Here is a 25,429-nt window from a genome sequence, read left to right on the forward strand (position 1 = left end):
GGGGGGCGGGTCGGACGGCGGCAGCGCCCTCACCGTCATCGAGGCGCCGTCCTGGACCGACGCCAAGGCCTATGTGGCCGGCGACCAGGTGAGCGTCGGCCATCTCGTCTACCAGGCCAATTGGTGGACGCTGGGCACCGATCCCGCGAGCGACCACGGGCCCGTGGGCACAGGCCATGTGTGGAGCGTCATCGGCTATGCCGACCTCACGCCCGTGGCCCCCGACGCGCCGGACGACCTGCATCTCCTGACCACCACCGAGACCTCTGCGACCCTCACCTGGGATGCCGCGGAGGTTCTGGGGGTGGGCACCGTGTCGGGCTACGCCATCTATCGCGACGGCGAGCTGGTGGGCACCACCACGGACCTGAGCTTCAAGGTCGCGGGCCTTGCGGCGGACACCACCTATCATTTCTCCGTGGTGGCCATCGACGAGGCCGGCACTTCCCCCGCCGCCACGCCCATCGTGGTGACCACCGACGCCCCCGGCACCGATGCGACGGACCAGCAGTATTTCTCGCCCTATTTCGAGATGTGGCTGCCCGAAAGCCAGAACCTCGTCCAGATCGTCGAGGACGTGGGGCTCACCTCGGTCACCCTCGCCTTCGTGCTGGGCACGGCGCCGGACCAGATCGGCTGGGGCGGGCTCGGCTCCATCGACAACGACACGCTGGCCAACGGCACCACCATCTCCTCCATGGTGAGCGAGTTGCAGCAGCAGGGGGTCGATGTCACCATCTCCTTCGGCGGCGGCTATGGCCAGGAGCCGGCGCTGTCCTTCACCAACGTGGCGGACCTGACCGCCGCCTACCAATCGGTGATCGACAAGTACAACGTCACCTCCCTCGACTTCGACATCGAGGCCGACGCGCTGACCAACGCCACCGCGAGCCACCTGCGCAACGAAGCCCTGGTGGCGCTGGAAGAGGCCAACCCCGACCTCACCATCTCCTTCACCCTGCCGGTGCTGCCGACGGGGCTGACCCAGGATGGGCTCGACCTGCTGGCCCAGGCCAAGGCCGACGGGGTGGAGATCGACACCATCAATATCATGGTGATGAACTACGGCGACTATTACGACAGCGGCGACATGGGGCAGGACGCCATCGACGCGGCCGAAGCCACCATCGCGCAGCTGCAGCAGCTGGGGCTCGACGCCAAGGTCGCGATCACCCCCATGATCGGCCAGAACGACATTCCCGGCGAGGTCTTCACCCTGGAGGATGCCGAGCAGCTGGTGGATTATGCCGAGGGCAACGACAACATCGCCTATATCGCCATGTGGTCCCTGGGGCGCGACCATGGCGATGCCGTGGGCCACCTGACCGACAATAACAGCGGCATCGCCCAGCACGATTACGACTTCGCCCAGGTCTTCGCCATGGTGTGAGGTCTTCTCCATGGTTTGAGGTCTTCTCCATGGCGTGATCACCGCCTGGGAGCCGCAGATTGCAAGCCGCCAGGGCATCCGCGGGTCTTGGCTTCCTGCCGGCACCGATCGGCAGACGCGAAACGGACCGCGATCTGCCGCCGGACATCGCCCCCGGACGAGGCCGACGCGCCGCTCATCTCCGCCGCGGTCGGCGCCAAATGTCCTGCCGACGGACCGTCGATCTCCGGCAAGGACAGCTGAGCCTTGACCGGACGTTTCTGCCCGCATGGACCGCGCGATTGCGCCTGCTCTCGGAGTGGACCGGCCTTTGCCCATCTGGTCTGGGTGCGAGGGTCTTGAGGGCCTCGTCGTCGAGATAGCACGGTATCAAAGAACCGCATTGTGATAATGGGGCGCCTTCGCGGCTTGGTATAGCAACACCGGCCAAGACAGACTCAGGCGCGGGCGCCCTCCTGCCACCCCGGCACGGCCGCAGAGCGGGATGGAAGCCCTGCCTGAAAATTCATCTGGATCGGCGTTTGGACGCGGCTGTCGTCCTTGGCCAGCGGGGGGAGGCCTTGATCAGCCGTCCTCTGTTCCCTGGTCCGGTTCCTCGCCATCCGTGCCCATATGGGAAGGCAGACCGCCTTCGCTCACGATAAATCACGCATGCAGCCCTTGCATCGCGCTGGAGTCATGACCACCTACCATCCGTGTGGATGGTGTGAGGATGGTGAAATGACCAACAAGGTGCACGAGCTGCGTCCAAGGCCGGCGGAGAGCGAGAAGATCACCATCAATCTCGGCTATGTGGACCTGGGCCAGGTCGACCTGCTGGTGCGCGAAGGCTTCTATTCCAACCGGACCGATTTCATCCGCACCGCCATCCGCAACCAGATCGACCGCCACGACGAAGCCCTCAAGAAATCACTGGCGCGACATCAAATGGACCTCGGCCTGCGGCGCTATAGCCGCGCCGATCTCGAAGCCGCGCAGCAAGCCGGCGAGATGCTTCATATCCAGGTCCTCGGAATGGCCGTCATCGCGGAGGATGTCTCCGCGGAGCTTGCACGCTCGACCATCGCCTCCCTTCAGGTGCTCGGCGCCCTGCAGGCCGGCGCGGCGGTCAAGGCGGCGCTGGCCGATCGTATCCTCTGACCCTTCGAACCCACCCGTGCTGGACGCCACCGGCCCGCCCTTGCGCGCACCCGCGCTTTGCCGAATTGAACCGACAGGAGTCTCGCCCCATGGCCAGACGATCCAAGATCGACGTTTTGGAAGCCACCCGCCTCACCCGCCAGGGCCGGCTTGAAGAAGCCATGGCCGTTCTGCGCGGGAGCGTCGATACCCCCCACCCGTCCGATACGTCGCCCGACGCGGATGGCACGACGGCGTTCGTCGACCTGGTGCCCCCCTCGGCGGAAACCGGAAGCGCCTGGACGTCACCGTCCGGCGCCGCGCCAGCGTCCCCGGCGCATCGCGGCGACACGGGCTTTGCTGCCGTTCCGTGGCTCGACGGGCTGCTTGATCTGGTGCTGAACCGGACCGCGACGAGCGGGCGCGAAGCCGCGACTGCGCGCGGTGCAATGCCGGAGTTCGTGCGAGAGGACACGCGCTTTGGCACGCGCTTCGAGGAACGCAGCTTTGCCAATGAGGCGGGGCGCCGGACCTACAAGCTTTATGTGCCAGGCAGCTTCGACGGGCAGCCCCTGCCCCTCCTGGTGATGCTGCACGGCTGCACCCAGTCCCCCGACGATTTCGCGGCCGGGACGCGGATGAACGCGCTTGCGGAAGAGCACACCTTTCTTGTGGCCTACCCGGCCCAGAGCCACGACGCCAATGCCTCCGGATGCTGGAACTGGTTCAATTCGGGCGACCAGCGGCGCGACCGGGGCGAACCGTCCCTGATCGCCGGCATCACCCGCCAGATCATGGACGAGTTCCCGGTCGACTCGGAGCGGGTCTTTGCCGCCGGCCTATCCGCCGGGGGCGCGACGGCGGCGATCATGGGTGCAACCTATCCCGATCTTTATCGCGCCATCGGCGTGCATTCCGGACTGGCCTGCGGCGCCGCCCGCGACATGTCGTCCGCCTTTTCCGCCATGCGCCAGGGCGGCAATCCGAGCGTGGGGACGGCGGTGCATCGCACCGACGGAAAGATCGTGCCCACCATCGTGTTTCACGGCGACGGCGACAGGACGGTCCACCCGCTGAACGGCGCGCAGGTGGTGGCGCAGGTGGCCGCGCAATTGGAGGCGCAGGCGAAAGCCGAGGCGAAGCTGGCGGTGACCATCACCTCCGGCCAGGCTCCGGGCGGCATCGGCTACACTCGGGAGGTGCAGAGCGACGACACGGGGCGCAGCGTGCTGGAGCACTGGGTGCTTCACGGCGCCGGCCATGCCTGGTCGGGCGGCAGCCCGTCGGGATCCTACACCGAGCCGCGGGGACCCGACGCCAGCCGCGAAATGGTGCGCTTCTTCCTGCAGAGCGGTCCCTCGCACGGCGGCAGGTGAGCACGGGGGCTGAGCGCGGGGGCGTCGATGATCGGGATCGCGCAAAACCCGGGAGAGGTGGCCTCGCTTGACAGGCTCGGATCCGTCCCGCCGTGAGCTAGCGCACGTGCTGGGGCAGAGATGTCCAGAAGCTGGAAATCTTTTTAATTCAATGACTTGTGATGTTTACGTGGTGGAGCCGAGGGGAATCGAACCCCTGACCTCTGCAGTGCGATTGCAGCGCTGGGGAGTTTTCCCGAGTTTTCTGGAAATGGCGCGTGTATTCTAACTGCCTGATTTATAGAGGTAACTCGTTTTCTTGTGTTTTCCAGAGATGGCGCGAGGCTTCCCGGGTTTTCCGTTTCGTGGTGAGTATTTGGTGAGTTGGAATCGGGATGCAGTGGTTTGGCGATGCCAAAGCTCACCAAGTCGGTCGTCGAGGCGGCAGCGCCGCGAGACAAGCAATTCACCCTTTGGTGCAGCGAGCTTCCGGGCTTTGGCGTCTACGTCCTGCCCAGCGGCAAGCGGACCTATTTCGTCGATTACCGCAACACCGATGGTGTCCGGCGCCGCATGACAATCGGACGCCATGGCGCCCTCACCTGCGAAGAGGCCCGCAAACTGGCGATCTCCACCATGGGAGAGGCCGTGAAAGGCGAGGACCCGGCTCTTGAGCGAGCGACGCGGCGCAAGTCCCTGACCGTCGCCGAGTTGTGCGAGCGATACCTTGCCGCCGTCGAGAATGGGCTTTTGACCGGGAAGGGCGGTAGGCTAAAGAAGCCTGCCTCTATCGATATAGAGCGCGGGCGGATCAACCGGCATATCGTCCCGCTGCTCGGCAAGAAGCTGGTGATCGACCTGAAGTCCTCCGACATTTCCCGGTTCATCAAGGACGTGACGCTAGGAAAGACGGCCGTCGTGGAGAAGACGGACAAGAAGCGGGGCAAAGCCGTCGTCGAGGGCGGTGCCGGCACGGCTGGTCGCACGGCCGCGCTCTTCGGCGGCATCTTGTCGTTCGCGGTGGATGAGGGTGTGATTTCCGAGAACCCCAGTCACGGCGTGAAGCGCCCCACCGTCGCCAAGCGCAATCGCCGGCTCTCAGCCGATGAATTCAAGCGTTTGGGAGATGCCATCGCAGAGCGGGAAGGCGTAGACGCCTGGCAGGGGCAGGCCGGCCTTCGGTTGATTGCCCTCACCGGTTGCCGGCTGGGTGAGATTGCCAAGCTGAAATGGTCGGAGGTTGATGTTGACGGTCAGGCGCTGCGGCTGACCGACACCAAGACCGGCGCATCGGTGCGGCCGCTGGGGCAGCCGGCGGTGGACATCCTCAGGGGTCTCATTGATCGCAAGGATGGCGACTTCGTTCTTCCTGGCGCCCGCAACGCAGACCAGCCATTCGGTGGCCTATCGGCCGTGATCGAGAAGACCATGGCTGCTGCTGGTCTGGACGATGTGACGGCGCACACCCTTCGGCACAGCTTTGCCAGCGTCGCCGGTGACCTGGACTTCACCGAGAGCACTATCGGAGTGATCCTTGGCCATTCCTCTGGCAGCACTACGAGCCGCTATGTCCATCGGCTGGATAGCGTGCTGATCGCTGCGGCGAACAAGATCGCCAATGAGGTGCACCGCCAGATGACCGGAGAGAAGGGCAAGGTGGTGCCGATGCCGAGCCGGAAGGTGCGTTCGACCTGAAAACGCGCGCGGGATACGTTGTTTTGGCGGGGAACAAGGGGAACGCGGGGAACAGGCTGGCCGAACCAAGCAGTATCAACGCTTTTCTGGCGGTCCAGTCTGTTCCCCAAGCCGTTCCCCTGTTGGGGAACAGAGGGGAACAAGGGCTGGGGAACAGCGCGGGACGGCATGACAAAGGGCAGGAGTACAATCGCGGGTGCTCCTACCGACGCCGCCTAGAGCTTCGTCGCCTTGGTCTGGATGCAGATTTTATGTGTATTAAGGCCCCCACCCTCCCAGAATAGGTGCTCTATCTTGGTCACTTCCAGGCGGGCACTTTGTAGTAGCGATCCATGCCATAGCAGGTCACCGACTGCAATTGCTCCAAACGGAGTTTCACTTTCTACAGAAAAAGCAACTGTCCTGATATCCTCTGGCTCATAGACTTCAAGATGATATTTCGTTTTCATGCTTTGGCCTCTTGAGTAATTGCTATTGCTCGCGCAGGGGACGCAAGTTGCATGACTGCTGGTGTGGGTGCAACGTCACCCCATCTTCGGAGAACACTCCTTCCTCAGCCGCACGCCCGGCCCCTCGCCATTCTCCGCCACGAAGAGCACGCCGGCGGCTTCGAGGGCGGCGCGGATGGCTGCGAGCGCTTCGGGGCTGCCCGCATACTTCTCAGTCTCGAAATTTGAAATCGTGTTCCGGTGAACGCCCGACGCCTTGGCAAGGTCGCTCAAGGTCCAGTTCAGGGCGGCTCGCGCCATTCTCACTTGTGCAGGCTTCACAAGCCTATTTCCTTGTGCTAGCGTCACAAGTGTAGATATCACAACCGTTCGCTCGGAGCAACCCAATGCCTCGCCCCACCGCGGCGGCAAACGCCGCCCTTATGCCTGAACCCACCCGCCGCTCCCTTCTCAAGGCCTCCGGCGCCCTCGGTACCGTCGCGGCCCTCGCGGTGCCGGTGGCCATCCTCCCGAAGGCAGAGGCGGCGGAGCATCCCGACGCCGAGTTGCTGCGCCTGGGTGCTGAATTCGAGCGCGAACACGTCATCCTCGTTCATCTGAAGAAAGAGGAAAAACGCTGCAAATCTGTCTTCGAGGTCGAGAGGGCGCGGCGCGGCACGCAGGGATGGGACGACCTGACCGCGCTGCATGAGGAAACCGGGTACGAAGCGGCGATAGACCGTTCCAGCGATCAGTTCGACAAGCTGGACGCCATCACCAGCGTGATCCGCTCCATCCCGGCCCAGACCATCGCGGGCCTCGCGGTGAAGGTGCGAGCGACGGCCTACGATTGCCACTTCAGCCTGAGTTTCGACCTGCCGCCCGATCAGATCGACTGGCAGGAAGGCTGCTTCCTTCAGCTTGTCCGTGACGTAGAGCGCATGGCGAAGGTGGCGGCCCATGTCTGAGCACAATCCCTCCCGTCGCGGGTTTCTCGGGCACGTTGCCGGCGCCTATCTGGCGTCCGGCGCGCTGACGGCCGGCGTCGTCCTGGCCGATCCGCTGCAAAGCCTCGTGACGGCCTATCGCGATGAGTGCGACCGCCTGAACGCCATCCCCGGCAACATCCCGGACGATGAGCCTATGCCGGTGTGGCACGCCATAAATGGCGATTCCATCCCAGCGGCCACGACCAAGGAAGGCGCGATGAGCGCTCTTCAGCTGGCCATCGACCTGCACGAAGACTTCGCATCGGTAGACGCCATCCCGAACCTTATGAGGGCCGCCCTCGGCTTCCTTGAGGGAGCCACGTCATGAACCGCCACGGCGCGCCCACTACCTTCATCACCGTCACGCCCACGATGCGCTCGCTGATCGAGAACGTGGTCGAGGATTTGCTGCTGCTTCTCGATGAGATCGATGGCGAGCCGGACCTCGAAGACGACACCGAGGATGCCGAGCACGATGGGCGGGAACCGGATTGGTTCAAATAATCCGAAAGCCAATTTTCGTCTTGTTATAGGATGAAAATGTAATATCATCGTGTCATGTCGTTTGGAGTATTCGATATGACGCCGGGCATCCTGCATTTGCAGAGGTCTCAGATTGAGGAGGCCACCGGCGCCACCAGGGCGGAAGTCCTCGGATGGCGCCCCTACATCCGCTTTCCGCTGGCGAACGACGCTCCTGGCAAGGCCATGCGCTATTCCCTGCTCAACGGCATTGAATACGCTTTGCTGAAGCTGGGCGTTTCGCGTGGCGTGCCGCACCAGGTGATGTCTGATTTCATCGCTGCGCGGCTTGGCTACGCAATCGCGAGGGCCGATGCCCACCGGTTGGGGCTGACCTCCAGCGTCATCTCCAATCCTGCCGCGTGGCTTGAGGGCTCGGAGTTCGACGTGCTCGCCGAGCCGTGGTTCACCAACTCGCCCTTGGACAGTGCGGCATTCTGGACTTTCGATCCCACCAACAACTTCCGGGCTGAATCGCTCCACGACCTTTACGAGAAAAAAAAGGAGTGGGGGCCGCGTCTCAAGGCGGAGGTCGAACGCCTCGGCAAGGCGGTCGATGCCCGTGACACACTCTACGATCCCGTGGCGGCGGTCGAAGGGAGCGTATTCGCCAGCGTGATGAGGGGCCGCATCGTACTCGAAATCCGAGGCCCAATCCGAAGCCTCTATGCCTTCGCCTACGGCAGCAGCTTTATTCCCGGCGACCCCCGCGCGAAGCCTGCAGACGGGGAGGGCTGACGCATGGAAGCCTTCACCCTCCCGTCCCACCTGCGCAAGCCGCGCCTGCGCCGCCCCGAGGCGAGCGAGTACCTGGAACTCGCCCACGGTCTCGTCGTCGCTCCCGCCACGTTGGCGAAGCTCGTGAGTGTCGGGGGCGGCCCCGGCTTCCAGAAGGCGGGGCGTTCCCCGCTCTATCCCAAAGATGAACTCGACCGCTGGGCAGTCGAACGCCTCGGAAAGATCCTGCGCAATTCTTCGGGGATCTGCTGATGACCGTAAAGCATTCCAGCGACACCCGCCGGCGCCTCCAGTACTTCGCCACGAAGAACGAACCCACCATCATGGCTGACCGGCGTTTCTTCGAACGCCGCCCGGATCGCCAGCACCGGCTCCGCCTCGCCTCGCTGTGGGAGATGAAAGAGTCAGAGGCGATGGACATGCGCCCGCCAGTTACTGGCTTTCGCCTGTTCGTGGTGGTGAGCAACGTCTCCCCTGGAGCCCGCATCCGCGCGTTCTTCTTCGGCCCGGCGGAGAACGCGGCCGACCTCGACGATGTCGGCGAAGAGGAAGCGGTCTTTCTGTTCGAGCGGTGCTGCCAGAGAAATGCACGCCTCTCCGAAATCGTGCGCACCGTGGAAGCGGCGATGCAGAAGGGGCCGGCATGATCGACTTCCGCAGCATCAACGCCGCGGCGCTTCCGGTGCTGCCGTCTCTCCTGCGGCGATGGCTCCCGGACGGCCGGCGCGAGGGGCATGAGTGGGTGGCGCGAAACCCGCGCCGAGCGGACAGGAGCCTTGGCAGCTTCCGCGTCAACATGAACACCGGCCGATGGGCCGACTTCGCAACGGATGATCGCGGCGGTGACGTGGTGTCGCTCGCCGCCTACCTCGCCGGCATCGGGCAAGCCCAGGCCGCGCACAACCTTTCCGAGATGCTGGGACTGCACTGATGGACGGCAACACCATGTTCGCCCCGCTCACGCCCGATGAAGCGCCGGCCAGCGAGCATGCGGCTGCGAAAGGCGGGGGCAAGACGCCTATCCTCCCCGTGCCGGCCGACGCGCCGCCCATGAAATTCAGGCATCCGAAGCTCGGCGAGCCGTCACGCTCCTGGCCCTACCACGACGCCGAGGGGCGGCTGGTGGGCTATGTGTGCCGCTGGGACTTCACCACCGAGGCGGGGGCGCCGGCGAAAGTGGTGTTGCCCGTCACTTATTGCGACCTCGGCAACGGCAAGGCCGGCTGGCGCTCGAAGGGAATGCCGGCGCCGCGCCCGCTCTTCGGCCTGCCGGACATTCTCGCCCGGCCCGATGCAATGGTGATGGTCACCGAGGGCGAGAAGACGCGCGACGCTGCGGCGCTCCTGTTCCCCGACATGGTGGTGACGACGCCGGCCCACGGCGCGAAGAGCCCGCACCTTACTGACTTCAGCCCCCTCGCCGGCCGCACGGTGGTGATCGCCACCGACTTTGACGAGACTGGACGCAAGACCGACAGGGGCAAGCCGCTGCATCCCGGACAGGATTTCGGCGACAAGGTGTGCGAGCTGGCGCGCGCTGCCGGCGCCGCCCATGTCCTTCACCTGCACCCCGACCGTCTCGGCGCCTGGCGCTGGGGGGAGGGCGAGAGGGTGTTGCGGGGGGAGCCGATGCCGGACGGCTGGGATTTGGCCGACGCGCTCGAAGAGGGCTGGGCCGCTCATGCCGTCGCCGAGCTGCGAGACGATCCGGCCTTCCTGCCGCCCTACATGGATGCCGCGGAACGCAAGGCCGCTCGCACCATGCTCGGCGACGATGAGTTGCCGGAGGACGAAGAGGCTAGCGGCTGGCCGTTCCGTCTCGCCTGGAACGGCGTCGAGAAGCGGATTGAGAAGGCCGACAAGGAAACCGGCATCGTCACCGTCGAATGGCGGTGGTTCTGCTCTCTCCTAGAGGTGGAAGCGGAGACGCGCAGCTCAGAGGGCGCGGAGTGGGGGCGGCTCCTGCAGATCACCGACCGCGACGGGCGGGTGAAGACGTGGGCCATGCCCATGGCGATGCTGGCCGGCGACGGCACCACCTACCGGGAACGGCTCCTGTCGCTGGGGCTGATCATGGCGCCGGGCAGGTTCGCCCGCGACGCCTTGCACGAATACATCTCGACGGCGCGGCCCGACACGAAGGTGCGATGCGTCTCCCGCGTCGGCTGGCATGCGCGCGCCTTCGCCCTCAGCAACGAGACGGTGGAGCCGGGCCATGGGTGAGCGCTTCATTCTCCAGACCAACGGCGCGGTGGATCACGCCCTGCGCGAGGGTGGCACGCTGGAAGGCTGGCAGGAGCATGTCGGCCGCTATGCTGCGGGAAATTCCCGGCTGGTGCTGGCACTTTCGACGGCCTTGGCCGCGCCGCTCCTTTACCCGACCGGCGAGGAAAGCGGCGGGTTTCACTTCCGAGGCCCATCTTCCACGGGGAAGAGCACGGCGCTGGTGGTGGCGGGCTCGGTGTGGGGCGGTGGCGGCATCCGCGGCTATGTGCGCACCTGGCGCGCGACCTCCAACGGCTTGGAAGGCGTCGCGGCGATGCACTGCGACTGCCTGCTGTGCCTGGATGAAATGGGGCAGGTGGACGGCCGCGACGCTGGGCAGATTGCCTATATGCTGGCGAACGGCGTCGGCAAGGCACGGGCCGGGCGGAGCGGAGAGGCGCGGCCGGCTGCAGAATGGCGGCTCCTGTTCCTGTCTAGCGGGGAACTGAGCCTCGCCGACAAGATCGCCGAGGATGGCCGGGGCCGAAAGGTGGCCGCCGGGCAGCAGGTGCGAATCGTGGACATTCCGGCCGATGCCGGCGCCGGACTCGGTCTCTTCGAGAACCTGCACGGCTTCCCTTCGGCGGATGCCTTCGCGCGACACCTCAAGATGGCTTCGAGCGAGCACTATGGGTATCCGAGCCGCGCCTTTCTGCGCACGTTGGTGGATACCTTCGACGACATCGCACCGGTGGTCAAAGGCTACTCGGAAGAGTTCCTTGCCGAGAACTGCCCCGCTGACGTTGATGGCCAGGTGAGCCGTGTTGCCGCCCGTTTTGGGCTGGTGGCCGCCGCTGGAGAGATGGCGACGGCGGCGGCCGTCCTGCCATGGGCGGCGGGGGAGGCGACACGCGCGGCGGCGCGCTGCTTCCGGGACTGGCTCGCCGTGCGCGGTGGCGTCGAGCCGGCTGAAGAGAGCGAGGGCATCGCCGCGGTGCGCCGGTTCATTGAACTCCACGGCAACTCCCGCTTCGAGGCCATGGGGGACCTTGCGGCGCATGATGGCTACGGCGATGCCCTCGCTCAGCGGGTGGTGAACCGGGCCGGGTTCCGCCGCCGGGCCAGGGCTGGCGAGATTGAATATCTGGTGCTGCCCGAGGCGTGGCGCACCGAGGTGTGTGCCGGGCTGGATGCGGCAGCGGTGGCCGGGGTGCTGGCACGGCGTGGCTATCTGGTGACGGGAGGTGACGGCAAGCGCCAGGTGAAGACGCGGTTGCCGAACTTCGCCAGCCCCGTGCGCTGCTACATCATCTCGGCGAACATCCTCGGCGATGCCGAGCCCGCCGCCCCGGAACGGGACTTCGGGTAATGCCGGACCTCTCCCGCTTTGCCGTCTTCGCCCGAAAGAGCCGGGTTGTTCCCCTCTGTTCCCCAGCGAGGGAACAGGTTGGGGAACAGGAAAATGAATCGCAACGCATTGAAAACAAAGGGGTGACGTCGCCTGTTCCCCTTGTTCCCCACGTTCCCCTCGAAAACGATGATGCTGGGAACGAAATCGCCTTGCGAGACGCATTCGAGGAGCGGGCGGCGGTGCTGGAATACGACGCCGGCCTGCCGCGCGACGTGGCGGAGCGGATGGCGCGAATGGAGATCGAGACCATGAGGGGGTGGTCGAAAGTCTGGGCCGGCAGGGCCAAGCACCGGCAGGGTCCCGACATTCGCACCGGGAGGCGCCACGAACCAAAAAGTTGGGGCCACCCCCGTAGGGGGTGATGTGCGCTGAACACGACACGAAGGAGACCAAAGATGACTTCAGAGACTGACCACCAGGCCGAACCGGTCGAGATTGCGCGCCGGATGGCCCGACTTTGGGGTGGTGCCCGCAGTCGGCTGGAAGAGCACGGCATGCCGAAGGCAGAAATTGGCAAATCACTGGTCGCGGCGGGATTGGTCGCATGGATTGAGGCTGAAGGCGCCGAGGCGACCTCTGCAGCGTTCCACCAGCTTGCCCAAGAAATATTCGACACCGGCTTCTCGAAATCACACTGAGACTTGCGGAACATCGTGCTGCGGCTGTAATGTTCTCTCGGTTCAAGTGATTTGCACGCCGGGCGCTGCATTCACTCCGTTACGCCAGGCGCTGACGGGGAACTGGGACTGAAGCCGGTGGCACGTTGGACGCTGCTGCGGCGCTGAAGTTCAGACACGGGCCAAAAGCACCGCGTCACAGACCTTTCCCATGTCATAGGTGAACCATGTCTTATTCCCCGTTGCTGAACCGTGCCGTACCGCGTGCGGTGGTCGGTTCCCGTGTTTCCGCAAACAGCACGCCCCAAGATATGCTGGTGCAGCTGAGTGGCGCCTTCGACGACTTCAAGCGGCGTCAGAATGGCCGGCTGGAGAATGTGGAAGCCTCCATCGATGGCTTCCAGGGCATTCTGGACGATATCGCCGCGAAGGAGGCCGCCCGGGTGAACGCCGGCGGCGGCGCCCACAACGCGCGTCCCGTCGATCCGGAATACACCAAGCTCTACGCCTCGTGGTTCCGCTACGGGCAGGATGAGCGCGAGGTGGCGCAGGCCAACCGCGCCGGCGAGCGCGCCCGGGTCAATGCCGCCATGACGGTCGGCTCCAATAACGATGGCGGCTATCTAGCCCCCACCGAGTGGGATCGCACTGTCCTGCAGCAGATGATGGCGATTAGCCCGATGCGGCAGATTGCCTATGTCGTTCCCACGACTGTGAACGCCTACGCCACCATCTGGAGCGACCGCTCCATCGGGACGGGTTGGATGGGGGAGACGGCGGCCCGTTCCGCCACCAGCACCCCGCAGGTGGATCCCGTCACCTACACGCACGGCGAGTTGTACGCTTATCCGTTCATCACCCAGACCCTTCTGGACGATGCCCAGTTCGACATTGTGCAGTGGCTCGCCGACACGGTGGCCGAGGAGATGGATCGGCAGGAGGGTATCGCCTTCCTCTCCGGCGACGGCCAGAACAAGCCGCGCGGTCTGCTTACCTTCGCCCCCGGCGGTCTCCATGCGGCCTCTCACCCCGGCGGTGCTCTGGCGGTGGTGAACAGCGGCCATGCCTCGCAGCTGACCGCTGACGGGCTTATCAATCTGTCCTACGGCCTGCAGGCGCCCTACCGGCGCAACGCGACCTGGCTCATGGCCTCCACCACGGCGGCGGTGATTCGCAAGATGAAGGACGGCCAGGGCAATTACCTCTGGCAGCCGGTCACGGTGGCGGGCCAGCCCGAGACCCTTCTCGGTTATCCGGTGGCGATCGATGAGAACATGCCCAGCGTTGCGGCTGACGCTCTCCCCGTCGCTTTCGGCGACTTCCAGCGGGGTTACGTGATCAACGACCGGAGCGGCGTGCGGGTGCTGCGAGATCCCTATTCCAACAAGCCCTATGTCGGCTTCTACACCACCAAGCGGGTCGGCGGCGGTGTCCGCGATCCCAACGCCATCGTGCTGCAGAAGGTTGGCGCCTGATCCGAACCGATCCGGGATCCGGTTCGGGGGACCAGGGGCAGGTGTCCTTAACAACAGCCTCAGGCGGTCGCCTCTCCTAAGGGCGAGATCGTCAGTGCGGGCGGCAGTGATGCCGTCCGCACCTGGCGCGACGGTGGGGGGCAGGCAAAGTTCCCGCCCTCAAGACCGTGCACCGGCGGGGTCATGACTTTTTCACACGTGCAAAACCGAGAACGTTTTATGGGGCCGTGCGCCGCGGCTCCAGGGACCAGGGGGCAGGTGTCCAGAATAACAGCCTCAGGCGATTGCCTGTCCTAGAGGTGGATCGTCATAACGGTCGCAGCGGCACCAGCCCTGCGGCCGTTTTTCGTTGGTGAGTATTTGGTGAGCTAGGATCTGGCGTTTTCCGAATGCGCCGACTAAGTCTTTGATTTAATTGGTGGAGCCGAGGGGAATCGAACCCCTGACCTCTGCAGTGCGATTGCAGCGCTCTCCCATCTGAGCTACGGCCCCGATCCATGGGAGGCGCCATTTATGAGTTGGCCCCCCATGCTGTCAAGCGCCGCGGGGCGCGAAATCCGTGCCATCGCCGAGCTGTCCACCAAAGCCTTGCCTCAAGCGGCGTTCCGCTCGCCCCGCAGCACCACATAGATGGCGGGGATCACCAGCACCGTCAGCGCCGTCGAGGAGGCGAGGCCGAACAGCAGCGAGAGGGCGAGGCCCTGGAAGATGGGATCGGTGAGGATCACCGCCGCCCCTATCATGGCCGCCAGCGCCGTGAGCAGGATCGGCTTGAAGCGGATGGCGCCCGCCTCCAGCAGCACGTCGGTGAGGGGGCGGCCCGGTGCGCGGGCGTGGCGGATGAAGTCCACCAGCAGGATGGAATTGCGCACGATGATGCCAGCCAGCGCGATGAAGCCGATCATGGACGTGGCCGAGAACGGCGCACCGAACATGAAGTGCCCCGCCATGATGCCGATGAAGGTGAGCGGGATCGGCGTCAGGATCACCAGCGGCAGCTTGAACGAGCCGAACTGCGCCACCACCAGGATGTAGATGCCGAGGATGGCCACGCCGAACGCCGCGCCCATGTCGCGGAAGGTCACATAGGTCACCTCCCATTCGCCGTCCCATAAAAGGGTCGGGCGGCTCTCGTCGGTGGGCTGGCCGTGGAGGGTGATCTCAGGCTTGGGCAGGTCGCCGAAATCCGCCGCCGCCAGCGCCTTCGACACCGCCAGCATGCCGTAGACCGGGGCCTCATAGGCGCCGGCGAGGTCGGCGGAGACCATTTCGGCGGCGCGGCCGTTGTGGCGGAAGATGGGGAAGGACGCAGGCTCCCGCACCACGCGCACCACGTCGCCCAGTTCCACCACGCCGCGCCCGCCGGGCAGGGCGTTGGCCGGGACCGGGGTGGAGAGGGTGCGCGGGTCCACCGCCTGCTCGCCCTTGGGCAAGGCGAGGCGGATGGGGATGGGCGCGCGCCCGCCGCCGCGATGGGAATAGCCCAGGGTCGCCCCGGTGAAGACGGAGCGGATGGCGTCGTAAACGTCGGCCTGCTCCACCTTGTAGAATTCAAGATTGTCCTGGTCGATGGCAAGGCGCACCCGCTCGCCCGGCGTGCCGAAGCTGTCGTCCACGTCCACGATGTAGGGCACGCTCTCGAACGCCGCGCGCACCTTGCGGGCCACCGCGCGGCGGGTGTCCGGGTCGGGGCCGTAGATCTCGGCCAGCAGGGTCGCCAGCACCGGCGGGCCGGGGGGCGGCTCCACCACCTTCAGCGCGCTGCCGGCGGGCAGGGGGATGGCTTTCAGCCGCGCGCGCACGTCGAGGGCGATGGCGTGGCTCGCCCGGCTGCGCGCGCCCTTGGGCTGGAGGGTGATCTCGATGTCGCCCTGGCGCGGCGCGGACCGCAGACCGTAATGGCGCACCAGCCCATTGAAATTGAAGGGCGCCGCCGTGCCCGCATGGGTCTGGAACGCGACCGCCTCCGGCAGGTCCGCCAGCGCGGTCACCATGTCCTGCAGGGTGCGGTTGGTGGTCTCCACCGAGCTGTCGGCGGGCAGGTCGAGGAGGACGGCCAGCTCGGTCTTGTTGTCGAAGGGCAGCAGCTTCACCGTCACGCCGTGGGTGTAGAACAGGCTGAGCGAGGCCAATGTGGCCACCCCCACCACGGCGAGAAAGGCCCCCGAGCGCGCCCGCGAGGCGAGGATGGGCGCGGCCACGCGGCGATAGAAGCGCCCCAGCCGCCCGCCGTCCGCCGCCTCGGCATGGAGAGCTGCGCCTTTGTCGCGGCCGGCGAGCTTCAGCATCAGCCAGGGCGTGAGCACCACCGCTATGAGGAAAGAGAACACCATGGCCGCCGAGGCATTGGCGGGGATGGGGCTCATGTACGGCCCCATCATGCCGGACACGAACAGCATGGGCAGCAGCGCCGCCACCACGGTGAGCGTCGCCACGATGGTGGGGTTGCCCACCTCCGCCACCGCGTCGATGGCGGCCTGCGCGCGGGGACGGCCGTCCTTCATGGCCCAGTGCCGGGCGATGTTCTCGATGACGACGATGGCGTCGTCCACCAGGATGCCGATGGAGAAGATGAGCGCGAACAGGCTCACCCGGTTCAGGGTGTAGCCCATGAGCCGGGCCGCGAAGAGGGTGAGCAGGATGGTGGTGGGGATCACCACCGCCACCACCAGCGCCTCGCGCCGGCCGATGGCGAAGCCCACCAGCACCACGATGGACACGGTGGCGAGGCCGAGATGCAGCAGCAGCTCGTTGGCCTTCTCGTTGGCGCTCTCGCCGTAATTGCGGGTGACCTGCACCTCCACGTCCGCCGGCAGCATGCCGCCGTGAGCAGCCTCGATCTGGCGCAGGACGGCTTCGGCGATCACCACCGCATTGGTGCCGGGCCGCTTGGCGATGGCGAGCGACACGGCGGGGCGGCGGGCAAGTCCCTCCGCCGTCTTCGCCACATGGAAGACGCGGCTCTCGGCGGTGTCGGTGGCAAGGGTCACCTTGGCCACGTCGCGCACATAGACCGGGCGGCCGTCGCGGGCGGTGACGAGGATGTTGCCGATTTCCGCCGGGGTCTGGAGTGTCTGCCCGGCGACGAGGGTGCGCTGGGATGCGGCCTCGCGCACGGTGCCGGTGTTGAAGGTGCGGTTGGCGCCCTCGAGCTTGCCGGCGAGCTGGGCCAATGTGATGCCATAGAGCGAAAGCCGCTCCGGATCGGGCGCGACGCGGATCTGTTCCGGCTGCTCGCCCACCATGTAGGTGAGGCCGATGTCCGGCAGCTTGGCGATGTCGGCCTGAAGCTCGCGGGCGACACGGGTGAGGGCGTTGGCGGTCCAGCGCTCCGCCGCCTCCGGCTTCGGCGTCAGGGTGAGGACGAGGATGGCCACGTCGTCGATGGAGCGCCCGACGATGAGCGGCTCGGTGATGCCCACCGGGATGCGGTCGAGATTGGCCCGCACCTTCTCGTGCACGCGCAGGATGGCGGCATCCGGGCTGGTTCCGGTGAGGAAGCGGGCGGTGACGATGACACCGTCGTCCTGGGTGGTGGAATAGACGTGCTCCACCCCGTCGATGGCCTTGACGATGGTTTCCAGCGGCTCGGTGACGAGCTTCACCGCGTCTTCCGCCTTCAGGCCCTGGGCCGAGACGGAGATGTCCACCATGGGCACGGAGATCTGCGGCTCCTCCTCGCGCGGCAGGGTGACCAGCGCGATGAGGCCGAAGGCGAAGGCGGCGATGAGCAGCAGCGGCGTCAGCGGCGAGGTGATGAAGGCGCGCGTGAGCACGCCGGCGAGGCCGAGGGAGCGGGGCTGATCGATCATGTCAGTGCCCCGGCGCCTGGATCCGGTCGCCATCGGCAAGGCCGGTGAGCACCTCCACCCGTTCGCCGGCGGCGTCGGTGAGGCGGGCGCCCAGCACCACGGGCACGTCGAGGGGCCCGCGCGGGGTGGTCACGCGCACATAGTCTATGCCGTGGCGGGTCGAGACCAGGGCAGGGGGAATGGCGAGCACGGCGCGGCGGGCGATCTCCACCCACACCAGGGTGCGCTCGTTGACGAAATAATCGCCGAGGCCGTCCACTTCCACGTCCGCCATCACCCGGCCGGCGGTGATTTCCGGATAGACCTTGACCACCCGGCCAAGGCGGGCGGTGGCCGGCGTCCCGGCCGTGTCCTGCGTGATGCCGCGCCGGCCGATGCGGACCGTGCCGCCCTCGCGGAGGTCGGCGGCGTGGCGCTCGGGCAGGCTGAGGCGCAGGTAATAGGGGCCGGAGGCGATGCGGGCGATCTCGTCGCCGGCCAGCACCACGCTGCCCGGCGTCACCGGAACGGTGAGCACCCGCCCGTCCGCCGGCGCCAGAACGGCCCCCTCGCGGGCACGCTGGAGCACCACGGCGCGGTCGGCCTCGGCGGCGGTGACCTGGTTGGTGGCCACGTCGAACAGGGTCTTGCCCGTGTCCAGCCGGCTCTGGCTGGCGACGCCCCTGGCCACCAGCTGCTGGGTGCGGTCCAGCTCGACGCGGGCGTTTTCGAGCTGGGATCGCAGCTCCTTGATCCTGGCCTCGGCGGCGTTGAGGCTGAGGGCGAGCTTGTCGTCCACCACCAGGGCGATCTCGTCGCCCTCCTTCACCAGGCTGCCCTCGGACACCGAGACCGCCCGCAGGCTGCCGCCGATGCGGGCGCGGGCGGGCACCACGGTGCGGCTTTCCACCTCGCCGAACACGGCTTTCAGCTCCGGCACCTGCTCCAGGCGCACGGTGAAATCCCCCGCCCAGGCGGCGGAGGAGGCCAGGGGAGCGGCAAGGAGCGTGGCGAACAGCGCGATGGCGGGGCGGTGCATCTTAAGGTCTCTTCAGCCCGGCCGGCGCCGGGCGAGGGCTCAGGAGAAGGCGACGCCGGGCTTCAGGCCCAGCTTCTTCAGCACCATGGCGGCGGGGCAGAAGCCGGTGAGGGACGCCTGCATCAGGTTCGCGCCCACCAAGGCGGTGAGCCAGAACCAGTACGGCGACACGAAAAGGCCGAGGCCGAGGGAGGCCAGCACCATGACCCCGGCAAACAGCATGACGGCGCGATCAACCGACATTATCCTGGATCCTCGAAAACGCGTGGGCCCCGTGCCCGTGCGTGTTCGTTTGCACTTAACATTCAAACATTATAAATTCAAGATCATGAATGTTGTTGATATGATGCCCGCTTCGGAACGGGCGGCCGAATTGATGCGCAGCCTCTCCCATCCGCAGCGCCTTCTGGTGCTGTGCGCGCTGGGGAGCGGGGAAAAGTCGGTGGGCCAATTACGGGACGAACTGGGCATCGAGCAGGTGCCCATGTCGCAGCAGCTCATGCGGCTGCGCGCCGACGGGCTGGTGGAAGCGCGCCGCGAGGGAACAAGCGTGCACTATCGCATCGCCCGCGAGGAAGTGCTCCACATCATCGAGGCGCTGCACAAGGCCTTCTGCAGCAAGCCGGAGGGGCCGTGCTGAGGGGCGTGAGGCCTAAACCCCGCGCGGGCGCCAGACGCTGGTGCGCTTGATCTCCATGTCCTCCAGCTCCCGCGTCACCGGCACGCTGTATGCGGCGAGGTGCTCCAGCCGGTCCTTCGGCAGATAGGTGCGGCCGGGATCGCCGATGAGCACGGTGGCGCCGCGCGCGCTGAGGGCCAGCAGCCAGTCGAACACCCGCGCGGACAGGTCCTTCTCATAGGCGATGTCGCCGGCGAGCACGGTGTCCCAGCCTTCGTCCGTGCCGATGAGGTCATGGTCGGTGGCGGCGAGGGCCACGCCGTTGGCCTGCCCGTTGAGGCCGATGGCGGCGCGGGCGAAGGGGTCGATGTCGGCGCAGGTGACGGCCGCCGCCCCCGCCTTCATGGCGGCGATGCCCACGAGGCCGGAGCCGGAGGCGAAATCCAGCACGGTCCGGCCCGCCACCGTTGCCGGATGGTCGAGCACATGCCGCGCCAGAGCCTGTCCGCCGGCCCAGGCGAAGGCCCAGAACGGCGGCGGCAGGCCCATCTCGCCCAGCTCCTCCTCGGTGCGCTGCCAGATGGGCACCGCCTCGTCGGCCATGTAGAGCGAGATTTCCGGCACCAGCGGCACCGGGTTGAGGCGGGTTTCGGCGCGGATGAAGGCGAGCGGGTCGGCGATGGGCGCTCTCACACCCCGCCCATCCCGCAGACGATATCCCATTCCTCGTCGCTCACCGGCTGCACCGAGAGGCGGGAGAACTTGATGAGCGCCATCTCCTGGAGCCGGGGCTCGGCCTTGACGGCGGCGAGCGTCACCGGCGTCTTCAGCGGCTTCACCGCCTTGATGTCCACCATGAAGAACTTGCCGGACGGGTCGGAGGGGTCGGGGTAGGCCTCCTTGATGACCTCCACGATGCCGACGATCTCCTTGCCCTCGTTGGAATGGTAGAAGAAGCCCCGGTCGCCGGTCTTCATGGCCAGGAGCTGCTGCTTGGCGAGGTGGTTGCGCACCCCGTCCCAGTGGGTGCCTTTGGCGCCGGCCTTCACCTGCATGTCCCACGACCATTTGAAGGGTTCGGACTTGTAGAGCCAATGGGCCATGGCAAAGCTCGTGTTTCGCAATGATGGTGCGGGTTTGCCTCTTCCCTCCCGGCTTGGCAAGTGTGTTGGCAAAGGTGTTGGCGGGCGCAGGGTCCGGTCCCGGACGATCTTGCCTCGACAGGACGAAGCCTTAATGTCCCGCGCGGCGGCGCGGACGGGCCGCCGCTGCGAAGGAAAACATCATGGTCTATGAGATCGCCACCCTCGACATCAAGGAAGGCTCGGAAGCTGCTTTCGAGGCCGCGGTGAAGGAAGCCGCCCCGTTCTTCCAGAAGTCGCGCGGTTGCCGCGGCCTGTCGCTCGAGCGCTCGGTGGAAAAGCCCAGCTGCTATTATCTGGTGGTGACCTGGGACAGCGTGGAGGACCACATGGTCCACTTCCGCAACGCCCCCGAATTCCAGGAATGGCGCCGCCTCGCCAGCCCCCATTTCGCCAGCGCCCCGTCGGTGGAGCACACCAGCGTGGTCGGCACCTTCTTCTGAGATACCGGGAGCCCGCGCCGCGCCGGTGCGGGTTCCTCCTTTCGCGACGGTCCCCCAAAGTCCTCCAAGCTGCCCCCTACGCAGTTTCCCTCTGTTGATCGTTGTATTCGGGGAAACATAGCTTGTTCCATCTCAATGCGCCGGCTTCCCATCTTGGGGAGCGTGGCGCGGCGCCCGTTGCGGGCGGACGGAATATTCGGAGGCTTGCCGTGGCGAACGCTTCAGAGGGGCGGGCGGAGGATGCGCGTGAAGAGGCCGGGCCGGCCTCGTTTTTCCGCGCCCAGCACGAAGCCTTCGGCACCACGCTGGGTGCCCACAGGGACGCGGCGAACCTGCTCGACCGCATCTGGATGCAGGCGTTTTCCAGCTACGAGCACAATGTGGCCGAGCAGGCCAAGGACCTGCCACAGCTGGCCTGCCGCAAGGGCTGCGGCACCTGCTGCCGGATCCAGGTGGTGGCCACCGCCCCCGAGGTGCTGATGGTGGCGCGCTATGTGCGGGCCATGGCGGATGGCTTCCGCAAGGTGGGCATCGACCTGCCTGCGCGCCTCGCTGCCGCGTCGGCCATCGCGCCCGAAGCCTCCGGCACCATGGCGCTGGGGCGGGAGTGCCCGTTCCTGGTGGAGGGCATCTGCGTGATCTATCCGGTGCGTCCGCTAGCCTGCCGGGGCCACGTCTCGTTCAACGAGGAGGCCTGCGTCGCCGCGCTGGAGGGCGAGGCCGACGAGGTGCCGGTCTCCGAATCCCATCGCACCGTGCGGGCGCTGGTGCAGGGGGCGCTGCAATCGGCGCTGCGCGATACCGGCCACCCGTGGGCGCTCTATGATCTTGTGGGCGCGCTGCGGATCGCTTTGGCGCGGAGCGATGCGGAAGCGGCCTTCGCCGCCGGCACGGACGTGTTTGAGCCCGCCATCATCGACCATGTGAGCCGCGAGGAGATGGCGCGCACCTTCGACCGGCTGAAGGCTTGAGCATTCAACGCCCCTGTTGCCGCGCCTCCACGATGGCCAGCGCCGCGGCGAACGCCTGGGCAATATCAAGCGCCGAAGTGTCCAGCAGCACCGCGTCGTCCGCCTGCAGCAGCGGGGCGGCGGCGCGGGCCGAATCACGCTCGTCGCGCTTGCGGATATCAGCCAGGATGGTGTCGTAGGCCACGTCCTCGCCCCGCCCGATCAGTTCGCGGTGGCGCCGCTGCGCCCGCACCTCCGGCGTGGCGGTGACGAACAGCTTGGCCTGCGCCTGCGGACAGATGACGGTGCCGATGTCCCGCCCGTCCAGCACCGCGCCGCCGGGCTGGGCCGCGAATCGGTGCTGGAGATCCAGCAGCGCCGCGCGTACGCCGCCGCGCGCCGCCACCACGGAGGCCGCCTCGCCCAGTTCCGCCGTGCGCAGGGCCTCGGGATCGAGCGTGGCCACGTCCAGCGCCCGCGCCGCCTCCACCGAGGCCGCCTCGTCCTCAAGCCGCCCCTGCGCCAGCACGATGGCCCCCACGGCCCGGTAGAGCAGGCCGGTGTCGAGGTGGGGCAGGTCGTAATGAGCGGCGAGCCGGCGGGCCAGGGTGCCCTTGCCGGAGGCCGCCGGCCCGTCGATGGCGATGACCACGGCTGTCACCCTCACGCGATGACGGCGCCGAGGGCGCGCATCATGGGCATGAAGGTGGGGAAGGAGGTGGCGATGAAGGCCACGTCGTCCACGCTCACGCCGTCCTCGCTGGCAAGGCCCAGCACCAGGAACGACATGGCGATGCGGTGATCCATGTGGGTGGCCACCGGGCCGCCGCCCTTCACCGTGGCGGCGCCGGTGACGAGGAGATCATCCCCCACCACCTCATGGGCCACGCCGCAGGCCGCAAGGCCGTCCGCCACTGCCGCGAGGCGGTCGCTTTCCTTCACCCGCAGCTCGGAGAGGCCGCGCATGGCGGTGACGCCCTCCGCGAAGGCGGCGGCAACGGCAAGGACGGGATATTCGTCGATCATGGCTGGCGCCCGCTCGGGGGGCACCTCCACGCCCTTCAGGCGGGAATGGCGCACGCGCAGGTCGGCCACATGCTCGCCGCCCTCGGTGCGCTCGGCCACCACCTCGATGCTGGCGCCCATTTCGAGCAGCGTGGTGATGAGGCCGGTGCGCAGCGGGTTCATCATCACGTCGGTGAGCGTCACGTCGGAGCCGGGCACGATCAGCGCCGCCACCAGCGGGAAGGCGGCGGAGGAGGGGTCGGCCGGCACGTCCACCGGGGCGGCCACGAGCGTGGGCCGGCCCTTCAAGGCGATGCGGCGGCCGTGGGCGCCGTGGGGCTCCACCCGCACGTCGGCGCCGAAATGGGCGAGCATGCGCTCGGTGTGGTCGCGGGTGGCCTCGCGCTCGATCACCACGGTCTCGCCCGCGGCGCCGAGGCCGGCCAGCAGCACCGCGGACTTCACCTGCGCGGACGGCATCGGGGTCTCGTAGGTGATGGCCCTGGTGGCGTCGCTGCCCCGAAGGGTCAGCGGCAGGCGCCCGCCCTCGGCGCTGTCCACGATCTCCACCCCCATGGCGGTGAGCGGGTCGAGCACGCGCTTCATGGGGCGGCGCCGGAGGCTGGCGTCGCCGTCGAAGGTGGCGGTCACGTCCTGCCCGGCCACCGCGCCCATCATCAGGCGCACGCCGGTGCCGGAATTGCCGAAATCCAGTGGGGCGGCGGGGGTGGACAGCCCGTTGGCGCCGGCACCCTCCACCTCCCAGTCGCCGGGGCCACGGCGGGTGACGCGCGCGCCCAGCCCGGCGCAGGCCTTGGCGGTGTTCAGCACGTCCTCGCCTTCCAGCAGGCCGGTGATGCGGGTGATGCCCTCCGCGAACAGGCCGAAGATCAGCGCACGGTGCGACACCGACTTGTCGCCCGGCACGCGCACGCGGCCGGTGAGCGCAGGGGAGCGAAGGGCGGTCGCGGGCTCAGCCGGGCCGTCGCCGTGGCCGGAGGCAGGGGCGGCGCTGCGGGTGGCGGACATGGGGGCTTTCCTCAAGCGTTGGCGTCAGGCGTTGGCGTCTTGGGCGATAATGACTCCGGCGATGGTTTGCCGGGCGATGGTTTCTTGTTTGCACGCCGGCTCGCGGGGAGCCGGATCCGGTCGCCTTGCCGAGCAAGCCGACCGGGGCGTGCTCTAGCACAGGGCGCGGCGAGGCGTCACCGCCCCGCGCCTGCCTGATGATCGGGCCTTGACAGGGGATACGTCTGGCGCCAATGGAGCACGCTCCTGTTTAGCCCTTCCGAGGATCTTTGCCGTGGCGAAAGCTGAACTCGGCACGAAGCGCATCTGTCCTGTTACGGGGCGCAAGTTCTACGACCTGAATAAGGACCCCGTCGTGTCGCCGTTCACGGGGGAGTCCTATCCGCGATCCTATTTCGAACCCGCCGTCCGCGGGTCGAGCCGAGCCGAGCCGCGTGGCGCGGTCGAGGAGGTTGAAGCCGAGGACACCGAGGCCGAGGTCATCAGCCTCGAGGAGGCGGACGAGGAAGCCGCCGCCCCCGCCAAGGTGGTCGTGGGCGACGATGTGGACGTGGATGACGACATCGAGGCCGGTGACGACGACACCTTCCTCGAAGAAGACGAAGATGATGGGGACGACGTCTCCGATCTCATCGGTGAAGGCCTCGAGGACGACGAAGAGGCTTGATACCCGACGCGGCCTGTGCTTAAAGGCCGCTCTCGCTCGGCGGACCTGGTTTCACGACTTGGGTTCACCGAGCATCCGCCGCGGATTTCCCGGCACGCAGATCCGGCGCCTCCCCCCAACGGAGCGTCCTGCGCGCAGGCTGCGGTGTGTGGGGCCATAGCTCAGTTGGGAGAGCGCTTGAATGGCATTCAAGAGGTCGGCGGTTCGATTCCGCCTGGCTCCACCAAATTTCCCATCAGCGTGCGGCACGCGGTTCGGGCTTTCGCCCGGATCGTCCCGGACGCGACCACGCTTCCCCGCGTGGGGCCATAGCTCAGTTGGGAGAGCGCTTGAATGGCATTCAAGAGGTCGGCGGTTCGATTCCGCCTGGCTCCACCACTCCCGCACACACGCGTTACCTGAGCCCACTTCTCGTGGAAGCGCGCGCCCGGCCTGACCCGCGCGCCTCCCGTGCAGCCTTGCGCGCGCCGACGCCTGTCAAGGCAGGCGGCGGCGCGGCAGGCGTTGGCGAGGGGGAGGCGGCGAGGCTGGAAGCGGGCGAATCAGAAGGGACGCGCGAATCGCTGCGCCCCGCATGGCCGCGCCTGCTTCCCCCCCTGTGTTTTCAAGCGAGGCAAACGCCGGATCGGGCGTGGCGGATTCGATCCCTTTTGGATCAGTCTCCACATTCGCTCCCCGATAGCGCGTGCTAGACCTGATTCCCTATTAATCCGTGCGACGTCCGCGCCCTGCCGGCCTCGCGTCGGGCGCGCCTGCCAGGATCCCGTGCCAAGCCCTGACCGGCACGGGGTGGGCGGGTC

28 protein-coding genes and 3 tRNA genes are annotated in these 25,429 nt (G+C 67.0%); 21 read left to right on the top strand and 10 right to left on the bottom strand.

The window, feature by feature from the left end; translation table 11 throughout:
• From K9U41_RS12495 to K9U41_RS12510, 4 genes are all read left to right on the top strand, one after another.
• The coding region (locus K9U41_RS12495; RefSeq protein ID WP_282641163.1) for a fibronectin type III domain-containing protein at positions 1-1,390 on the top strand (1,390 nt) is incomplete at its 5' end.
• A gap of 720 nt (positions 1,391-2,110) precedes the next feature.
• Complete coding sequence (locus K9U41_RS12500; RefSeq protein ID WP_149574685.1) at positions 2,111-2,530, top strand: CopG family transcriptional regulator; 420 nt, start codon at positions 2,111-2,113, stop codon at positions 2,528-2,530.
• Between the two features lie 89 nt (positions 2,531-2,619).
• Positions 2,620-3,885 (top strand): extracellular catalytic domain type 1 short-chain-length polyhydroxyalkanoate depolymerase, encoded by a 1,266-nt coding sequence (locus tag K9U41_RS12505; protein ID WP_282641164.1) that lies wholly within the window; start codon positions 2,620-2,622, stop codon positions 3,883-3,885.
• Positions 3,886-4,275: 390 nt separating this feature from the next.
• Entirely contained in the window at positions 4,276-5,559 is a 1,284-nt protein-coding gene (locus K9U41_RS12510) for a tyrosine-type recombinase/integrase (protein WP_282641165.1), read from the top strand.
• A gap of 215 nt (positions 5,560-5,774) precedes the next feature.
• Here the strand turns inward: K9U41_RS12510 and K9U41_RS12515 are convergent, their stop codons facing one another.
• A complete protein-coding gene (locus K9U41_RS12515) occupies positions 5,775-6,008 on the bottom strand; it encodes a hypothetical protein (RefSeq protein ID WP_282641166.1) in 234 nt (77 codons plus the stop codon).
• A gap of 75 nt (positions 6,009-6,083) precedes the next feature.
• Positions 6,084-6,308, bottom strand: a complete 225-nt coding sequence (locus tag K9U41_RS12520) for a helix-turn-helix transcriptional regulator (protein ID WP_282641167.1) — start codon at positions 6,306-6,308, stop codon at positions 6,084-6,086.
• An 86-nt stretch (positions 6,309-6,394) separates the two neighbouring features.
• On the opposite strand from K9U41_RS12520, the gene K9U41_RS12525 reads away from it, so the two are divergent.
• The 11 genes from K9U41_RS12525 (at position 6,395) to K9U41_RS12575 (ending at position 13,944) form a co-directional block, all read left to right on the top strand.
• Entirely contained in the window at positions 6,395-6,955 is a 561-nt protein-coding gene (locus K9U41_RS12525; protein WP_282641168.1) for a twin-arginine translocation signal domain-containing protein, read from the top strand.
• Positions 6,948-7,304 (top strand): hypothetical protein, encoded by a 357-nt coding sequence (locus K9U41_RS12530; protein ID WP_282641169.1) that lies wholly within the window; start codon positions 6,948-6,950, stop codon positions 7,302-7,304. Before K9U41_RS12525 ends, K9U41_RS12530 begins: the two co-directional genes overlap by 8 nt.
• Positions 7,301-7,480, top strand: coding sequence for a hypothetical protein (locus K9U41_RS12535; RefSeq protein WP_282641170.1), 180 nt, complete (start codon positions 7,301-7,303; stop codon positions 7,478-7,480). The genes K9U41_RS12530 and K9U41_RS12535 overlap by 4 nt, the downstream gene beginning before the upstream one ends.
• A 75-nt stretch (positions 7,481-7,555) precedes the next feature.
• Positions 7,556-8,236 (top strand): hypothetical protein, encoded by a 681-nt coding sequence (locus K9U41_RS12540; protein ID WP_282641171.1) that lies wholly within the window; start codon positions 7,556-7,558, stop codon positions 8,234-8,236.
• A gap of 3 nt (positions 8,237-8,239) precedes the next feature.
• Positions 8,240-8,488: a hypothetical protein gene (locus K9U41_RS12545; protein WP_282641172.1), complete on the top strand. Its 249-nt coding sequence runs from the start codon at positions 8,240-8,242 to the stop codon at positions 8,486-8,488.
• Positions 8,488-8,883: a hypothetical protein gene (locus K9U41_RS12550; protein ID WP_282641173.1), complete on the top strand. Its 396-nt coding sequence runs from the start codon at positions 8,488-8,490 to the stop codon at positions 8,881-8,883. The genes K9U41_RS12545 and K9U41_RS12550 overlap by 1 nt, the downstream gene beginning before the upstream one ends.
• Positions 8,880-9,167, top strand: coding sequence for a hypothetical protein (locus K9U41_RS12555; protein WP_282641174.1), 288 nt, complete (start codon positions 8,880-8,882; stop codon positions 9,165-9,167). Before K9U41_RS12550 ends, K9U41_RS12555 begins: the two co-directional genes overlap by 4 nt.
• The gene (locus tag K9U41_RS12560; RefSeq protein WP_282641175.1) at positions 9,167-10,459 is read left to right on the top strand and encodes a DUF927 domain-containing protein; all 1,293 of its coding nucleotides are present in this window, start codon (positions 9,167-9,169) and stop codon (positions 10,457-10,459) included. The genes K9U41_RS12555 and K9U41_RS12560 overlap by 1 nt, the downstream gene beginning before the upstream one ends.
• Positions 10,452-11,810, top strand: a complete 1,359-nt coding sequence (locus tag K9U41_RS12565) for a DUF927 domain-containing protein (protein WP_282641176.1) — start codon at positions 10,452-10,454, stop codon at positions 11,808-11,810. The genes K9U41_RS12560 and K9U41_RS12565 overlap by 8 nt, the downstream gene beginning before the upstream one ends.
• A 437-nt stretch (positions 11,811-12,247) precedes the next feature.
• The gene (locus tag K9U41_RS12570; protein ID WP_282641177.1) at positions 12,248-12,490 is read left to right on the top strand and encodes a hypothetical protein; all 243 of its coding nucleotides are present in this window, start codon (positions 12,248-12,250) and stop codon (positions 12,488-12,490) included.
• A 296-nt stretch (positions 12,491-12,786) separates the two neighbouring features.
• On the top strand, positions 12,787-13,944 hold the full coding sequence (locus K9U41_RS12575; protein WP_282641178.1) for a phage major capsid protein: 1,158 nt from the start codon (positions 12,787-12,789) through the stop codon (positions 13,942-13,944).
• Between the two features lie 416 nt (positions 13,945-14,360).
• Here K9U41_RS12575 and K9U41_RS12580 read toward each other — a convergent pair.
• From K9U41_RS12580 to K9U41_RS12595, 4 genes are all read right to left on the bottom strand, one after another.
• A tRNA-Ala gene (locus K9U41_RS12580) sits at positions 14,361-14,436 on the bottom strand.
• A 101-nt stretch (positions 14,437-14,537) separates the two neighbouring features.
• Positions 14,538-17,756 carry an efflux RND transporter permease subunit gene (locus K9U41_RS12585; RefSeq protein WP_282641179.1) on the bottom strand — a complete coding sequence of 1,073 codons (3,219 nt, stop codon included), beginning with the start codon at positions 17,754-17,756 and terminating at the stop codon, positions 14,538-14,540.
• 1 nt (position 17,757) lies between these two features.
• Positions 17,758-18,774, bottom strand: coding sequence for an efflux RND transporter periplasmic adaptor subunit (locus K9U41_RS12590; RefSeq protein ID WP_282641180.1), 1,017 nt, complete (start codon positions 18,772-18,774; stop codon positions 17,758-17,760).
• A 39-nt stretch (positions 18,775-18,813) separates the two neighbouring features.
• Positions 18,814-19,017 carry a YgaP family membrane protein gene (locus K9U41_RS12595; protein WP_282641181.1) on the bottom strand — a complete coding sequence of 68 codons (204 nt, stop codon included), beginning with the start codon at positions 19,015-19,017 and terminating at the stop codon, positions 18,814-18,816.
• A 100-nt stretch (positions 19,018-19,117) separates the two neighbouring features.
• On the opposite strand from K9U41_RS12595, the gene K9U41_RS12600 reads away from it, so the two are divergent.
• Positions 19,118-19,414: an ArsR/SmtB family transcription factor gene (locus tag K9U41_RS12600; RefSeq protein ID WP_342780534.1), complete on the top strand. Its 297-nt coding sequence runs from the start codon at positions 19,118-19,120 to the stop codon at positions 19,412-19,414.
• 12 nt (positions 19,415-19,426) lie between these two features.
• On the opposite strand, the gene K9U41_RS12605 is transcribed toward K9U41_RS12600, so the two are convergent.
• Positions 19,427-20,116, bottom strand: a complete 690-nt coding sequence (locus tag K9U41_RS12605) for a class I SAM-dependent methyltransferase (RefSeq protein ID WP_282641182.1) — start codon at positions 20,114-20,116, stop codon at positions 19,427-19,429.
• Positions 20,083-20,496, bottom strand: coding sequence for an EVE domain-containing protein (locus K9U41_RS12610; RefSeq protein WP_282641183.1), 414 nt, complete (start codon positions 20,494-20,496; stop codon positions 20,083-20,085). The genes K9U41_RS12605 and K9U41_RS12610 overlap by 34 nt, the downstream gene beginning before the upstream one ends.
• A gap of 182 nt (positions 20,497-20,678) precedes the next feature.
• Here K9U41_RS12610 and K9U41_RS12615 point away from each other — a divergent pair, with 182 nt between their 5' ends.
• Positions 20,679-20,978, top strand: coding sequence for an antibiotic biosynthesis monooxygenase family protein (locus K9U41_RS12615; protein ID WP_282641184.1), 300 nt, complete (start codon positions 20,679-20,681; stop codon positions 20,976-20,978).
• Between the two features lie 209 nt (positions 20,979-21,187).
• On the top strand, positions 21,188-21,949 hold the full coding sequence (locus tag K9U41_RS12620) for a YkgJ family cysteine cluster protein (RefSeq protein ID WP_282641185.1): 762 nt from the start codon (positions 21,188-21,190) through the stop codon (positions 21,947-21,949).
• A gap of 4 nt (positions 21,950-21,953) precedes the next feature.
• Here the strand turns inward: K9U41_RS12620 and cmk are convergent, their stop codons facing one another.
• Entirely contained in the window at positions 21,954-22,580 is a 627-nt protein-coding gene (gene cmk, locus K9U41_RS12625; RefSeq protein WP_282641187.1) for a (d)CMP kinase, read from the bottom strand.
• Positions 22,581-22,591: 11 nt separating this feature from the next.
• Positions 22,592-23,962 carry a 3-phosphoshikimate 1-carboxyvinyltransferase gene (aroA, locus tag K9U41_RS12630; RefSeq protein WP_282641186.1) on the bottom strand — a complete coding sequence of 457 codons (1,371 nt, stop codon included), beginning with the start codon at positions 23,960-23,962 and terminating at the stop codon, positions 22,592-22,594.
• Positions 23,963-24,236: 274 nt separating this feature from the next.
• Between aroA and K9U41_RS12635 the strand changes: the two genes are divergently transcribed.
• The 3 genes from K9U41_RS12635 to K9U41_RS12645 all read left to right on the top strand — a co-directional run bounded on the left by K9U41_RS12635 (position 24,237) and on the right by K9U41_RS12645 (position 25,007).
• A complete protein-coding gene (locus K9U41_RS12635; protein WP_138399596.1) occupies positions 24,237-24,629 on the top strand; it encodes a TIGR02300 family protein in 393 nt (130 codons plus the stop codon).
• Positions 24,630-24,779: 150 nt separating this feature from the next.
• Positions 24,780-24,855: transfer RNA gene (locus K9U41_RS12640), tRNA-Ala, on the top strand.
• A gap of 76 nt (positions 24,856-24,931) precedes the next feature.
• Positions 24,932-25,007, top strand: a tRNA-Ala gene (locus tag K9U41_RS12645).
• Positions 25,008-25,429 lie beyond the last annotated feature (422 nt).

Origin of the sequence: Xanthobacter autotrophicus, assembly GCF_029991245.1 — a bacterium.
In the GTDB taxonomy this organism is placed as follows: domain Bacteria; phylum Pseudomonadota; class Alphaproteobacteria; order Rhizobiales; family Xanthobacteraceae; genus Xanthobacter; species Xanthobacter autotrophicus_C.

Coding starts and splice junctions, on each gene's coding strand:
- K9U41_RS12550 (WP_282641173.1), top strand. CDS start 8,488: ATGACCGTAAAGCATTCCAGCGACACCCGCCGGCGCCTCCAGTACTTC.
- K9U41_RS12610 (WP_282641183.1), bottom strand. CDS start 20,496: ATGGCCCATTGGCTCTACAAGTCCGAACCCTTCAAATGGTCGTGGGAC.
- K9U41_RS12505 (WP_282641164.1), top strand. CDS start 2,620: ATGGCCAGACGATCCAAGATCGACGTTTTGGAAGCCACCCGCCTCACC.
- K9U41_RS12535 (WP_282641170.1), top strand. CDS start 7,301: ATGAACCGCCACGGCGCGCCCACTACCTTCATCACCGTCACGCCCACG.
- K9U41_RS12555 (WP_282641174.1), top strand. CDS start 8,880: ATGATCGACTTCCGCAGCATCAACGCCGCGGCGCTTCCGGTGCTGCCG.
- K9U41_RS12500 (WP_149574685.1), top strand. CDS start 2,111: ATGACCAACAAGGTGCACGAGCTGCGTCCAAGGCCGGCGGAGAGCGAG.
- K9U41_RS12545 (WP_282641172.1), top strand. CDS start 8,240: ATGGAAGCCTTCACCCTCCCGTCCCACCTGCGCAAGCCGCGCCTGCGC.
- K9U41_RS12560 (WP_282641175.1), top strand. CDS start 9,167: ATGGACGGCAACACCATGTTCGCCCCGCTCACGCCCGATGAAGCGCCG.
- K9U41_RS12540 (WP_282641171.1), top strand. CDS start 7,556: ATGACGCCGGGCATCCTGCATTTGCAGAGGTCTCAGATTGAGGAGGCC.
- K9U41_RS12595 (WP_282641181.1), bottom strand. CDS start 19,017: ATGTCGGTTGATCGCGCCGTCATGCTGTTTGCCGGGGTCATGGTGCTG.
- K9U41_RS12525 (WP_282641168.1), top strand. CDS start 6,395: ATGCCTCGCCCCACCGCGGCGGCAAACGCCGCCCTTATGCCTGAACCC.
- K9U41_RS12590 (WP_282641180.1), bottom strand. CDS start 18,774: ATGCACCGCCCCGCCATCGCGCTGTTCGCCACGCTCCTTGCCGCTCCC.
- K9U41_RS12530 (WP_282641169.1), top strand. CDS start 6,948: ATGTCTGAGCACAATCCCTCCCGTCGCGGGTTTCTCGGGCACGTTGCC.
- K9U41_RS12520 (WP_282641167.1), bottom strand. CDS start 6,308: ATGGCGCGAGCCGCCCTGAACTGGACCTTGAGCGACCTTGCCAAGGCG.
- K9U41_RS12510 (WP_282641165.1), top strand. CDS start 4,276: ATGCCAAAGCTCACCAAGTCGGTCGTCGAGGCGGCAGCGCCGCGAGAC.
- aroA (WP_282641186.1), bottom strand. CDS start 23,962: ATGTCCGCCACCCGCAGCGCCGCCCCTGCCTCCGGCCACGGCGACGGC.
- K9U41_RS12565 (WP_282641176.1), top strand. CDS start 10,452: ATGGGTGAGCGCTTCATTCTCCAGACCAACGGCGCGGTGGATCACGCC.
- K9U41_RS12605 (WP_282641182.1), bottom strand. CDS start 20,116: ATGGGATATCGTCTGCGGGATGGGCGGGGTGTGAGAGCGCCCATCGCC.
- K9U41_RS12585 (WP_282641179.1), bottom strand. CDS start 17,756: ATGATCGATCAGCCCCGCTCCCTCGGCCTCGCCGGCGTGCTCACGCGC.
- K9U41_RS12570 (WP_282641177.1), top strand. CDS start 12,248: ATGACTTCAGAGACTGACCACCAGGCCGAACCGGTCGAGATTGCGCGC.
- K9U41_RS12515 (WP_282641166.1), bottom strand. CDS start 6,008: ATGAAAACGAAATATCATCTTGAAGTCTATGAGCCAGAGGATATCAGG.
- K9U41_RS12615 (WP_282641184.1), top strand. CDS start 20,679: ATGGTCTATGAGATCGCCACCCTCGACATCAAGGAAGGCTCGGAAGCT.
- K9U41_RS12600 (WP_342780534.1), top strand. CDS start 19,118: ATGATGCCCGCTTCGGAACGGGCGGCCGAATTGATGCGCAGCCTCTCC.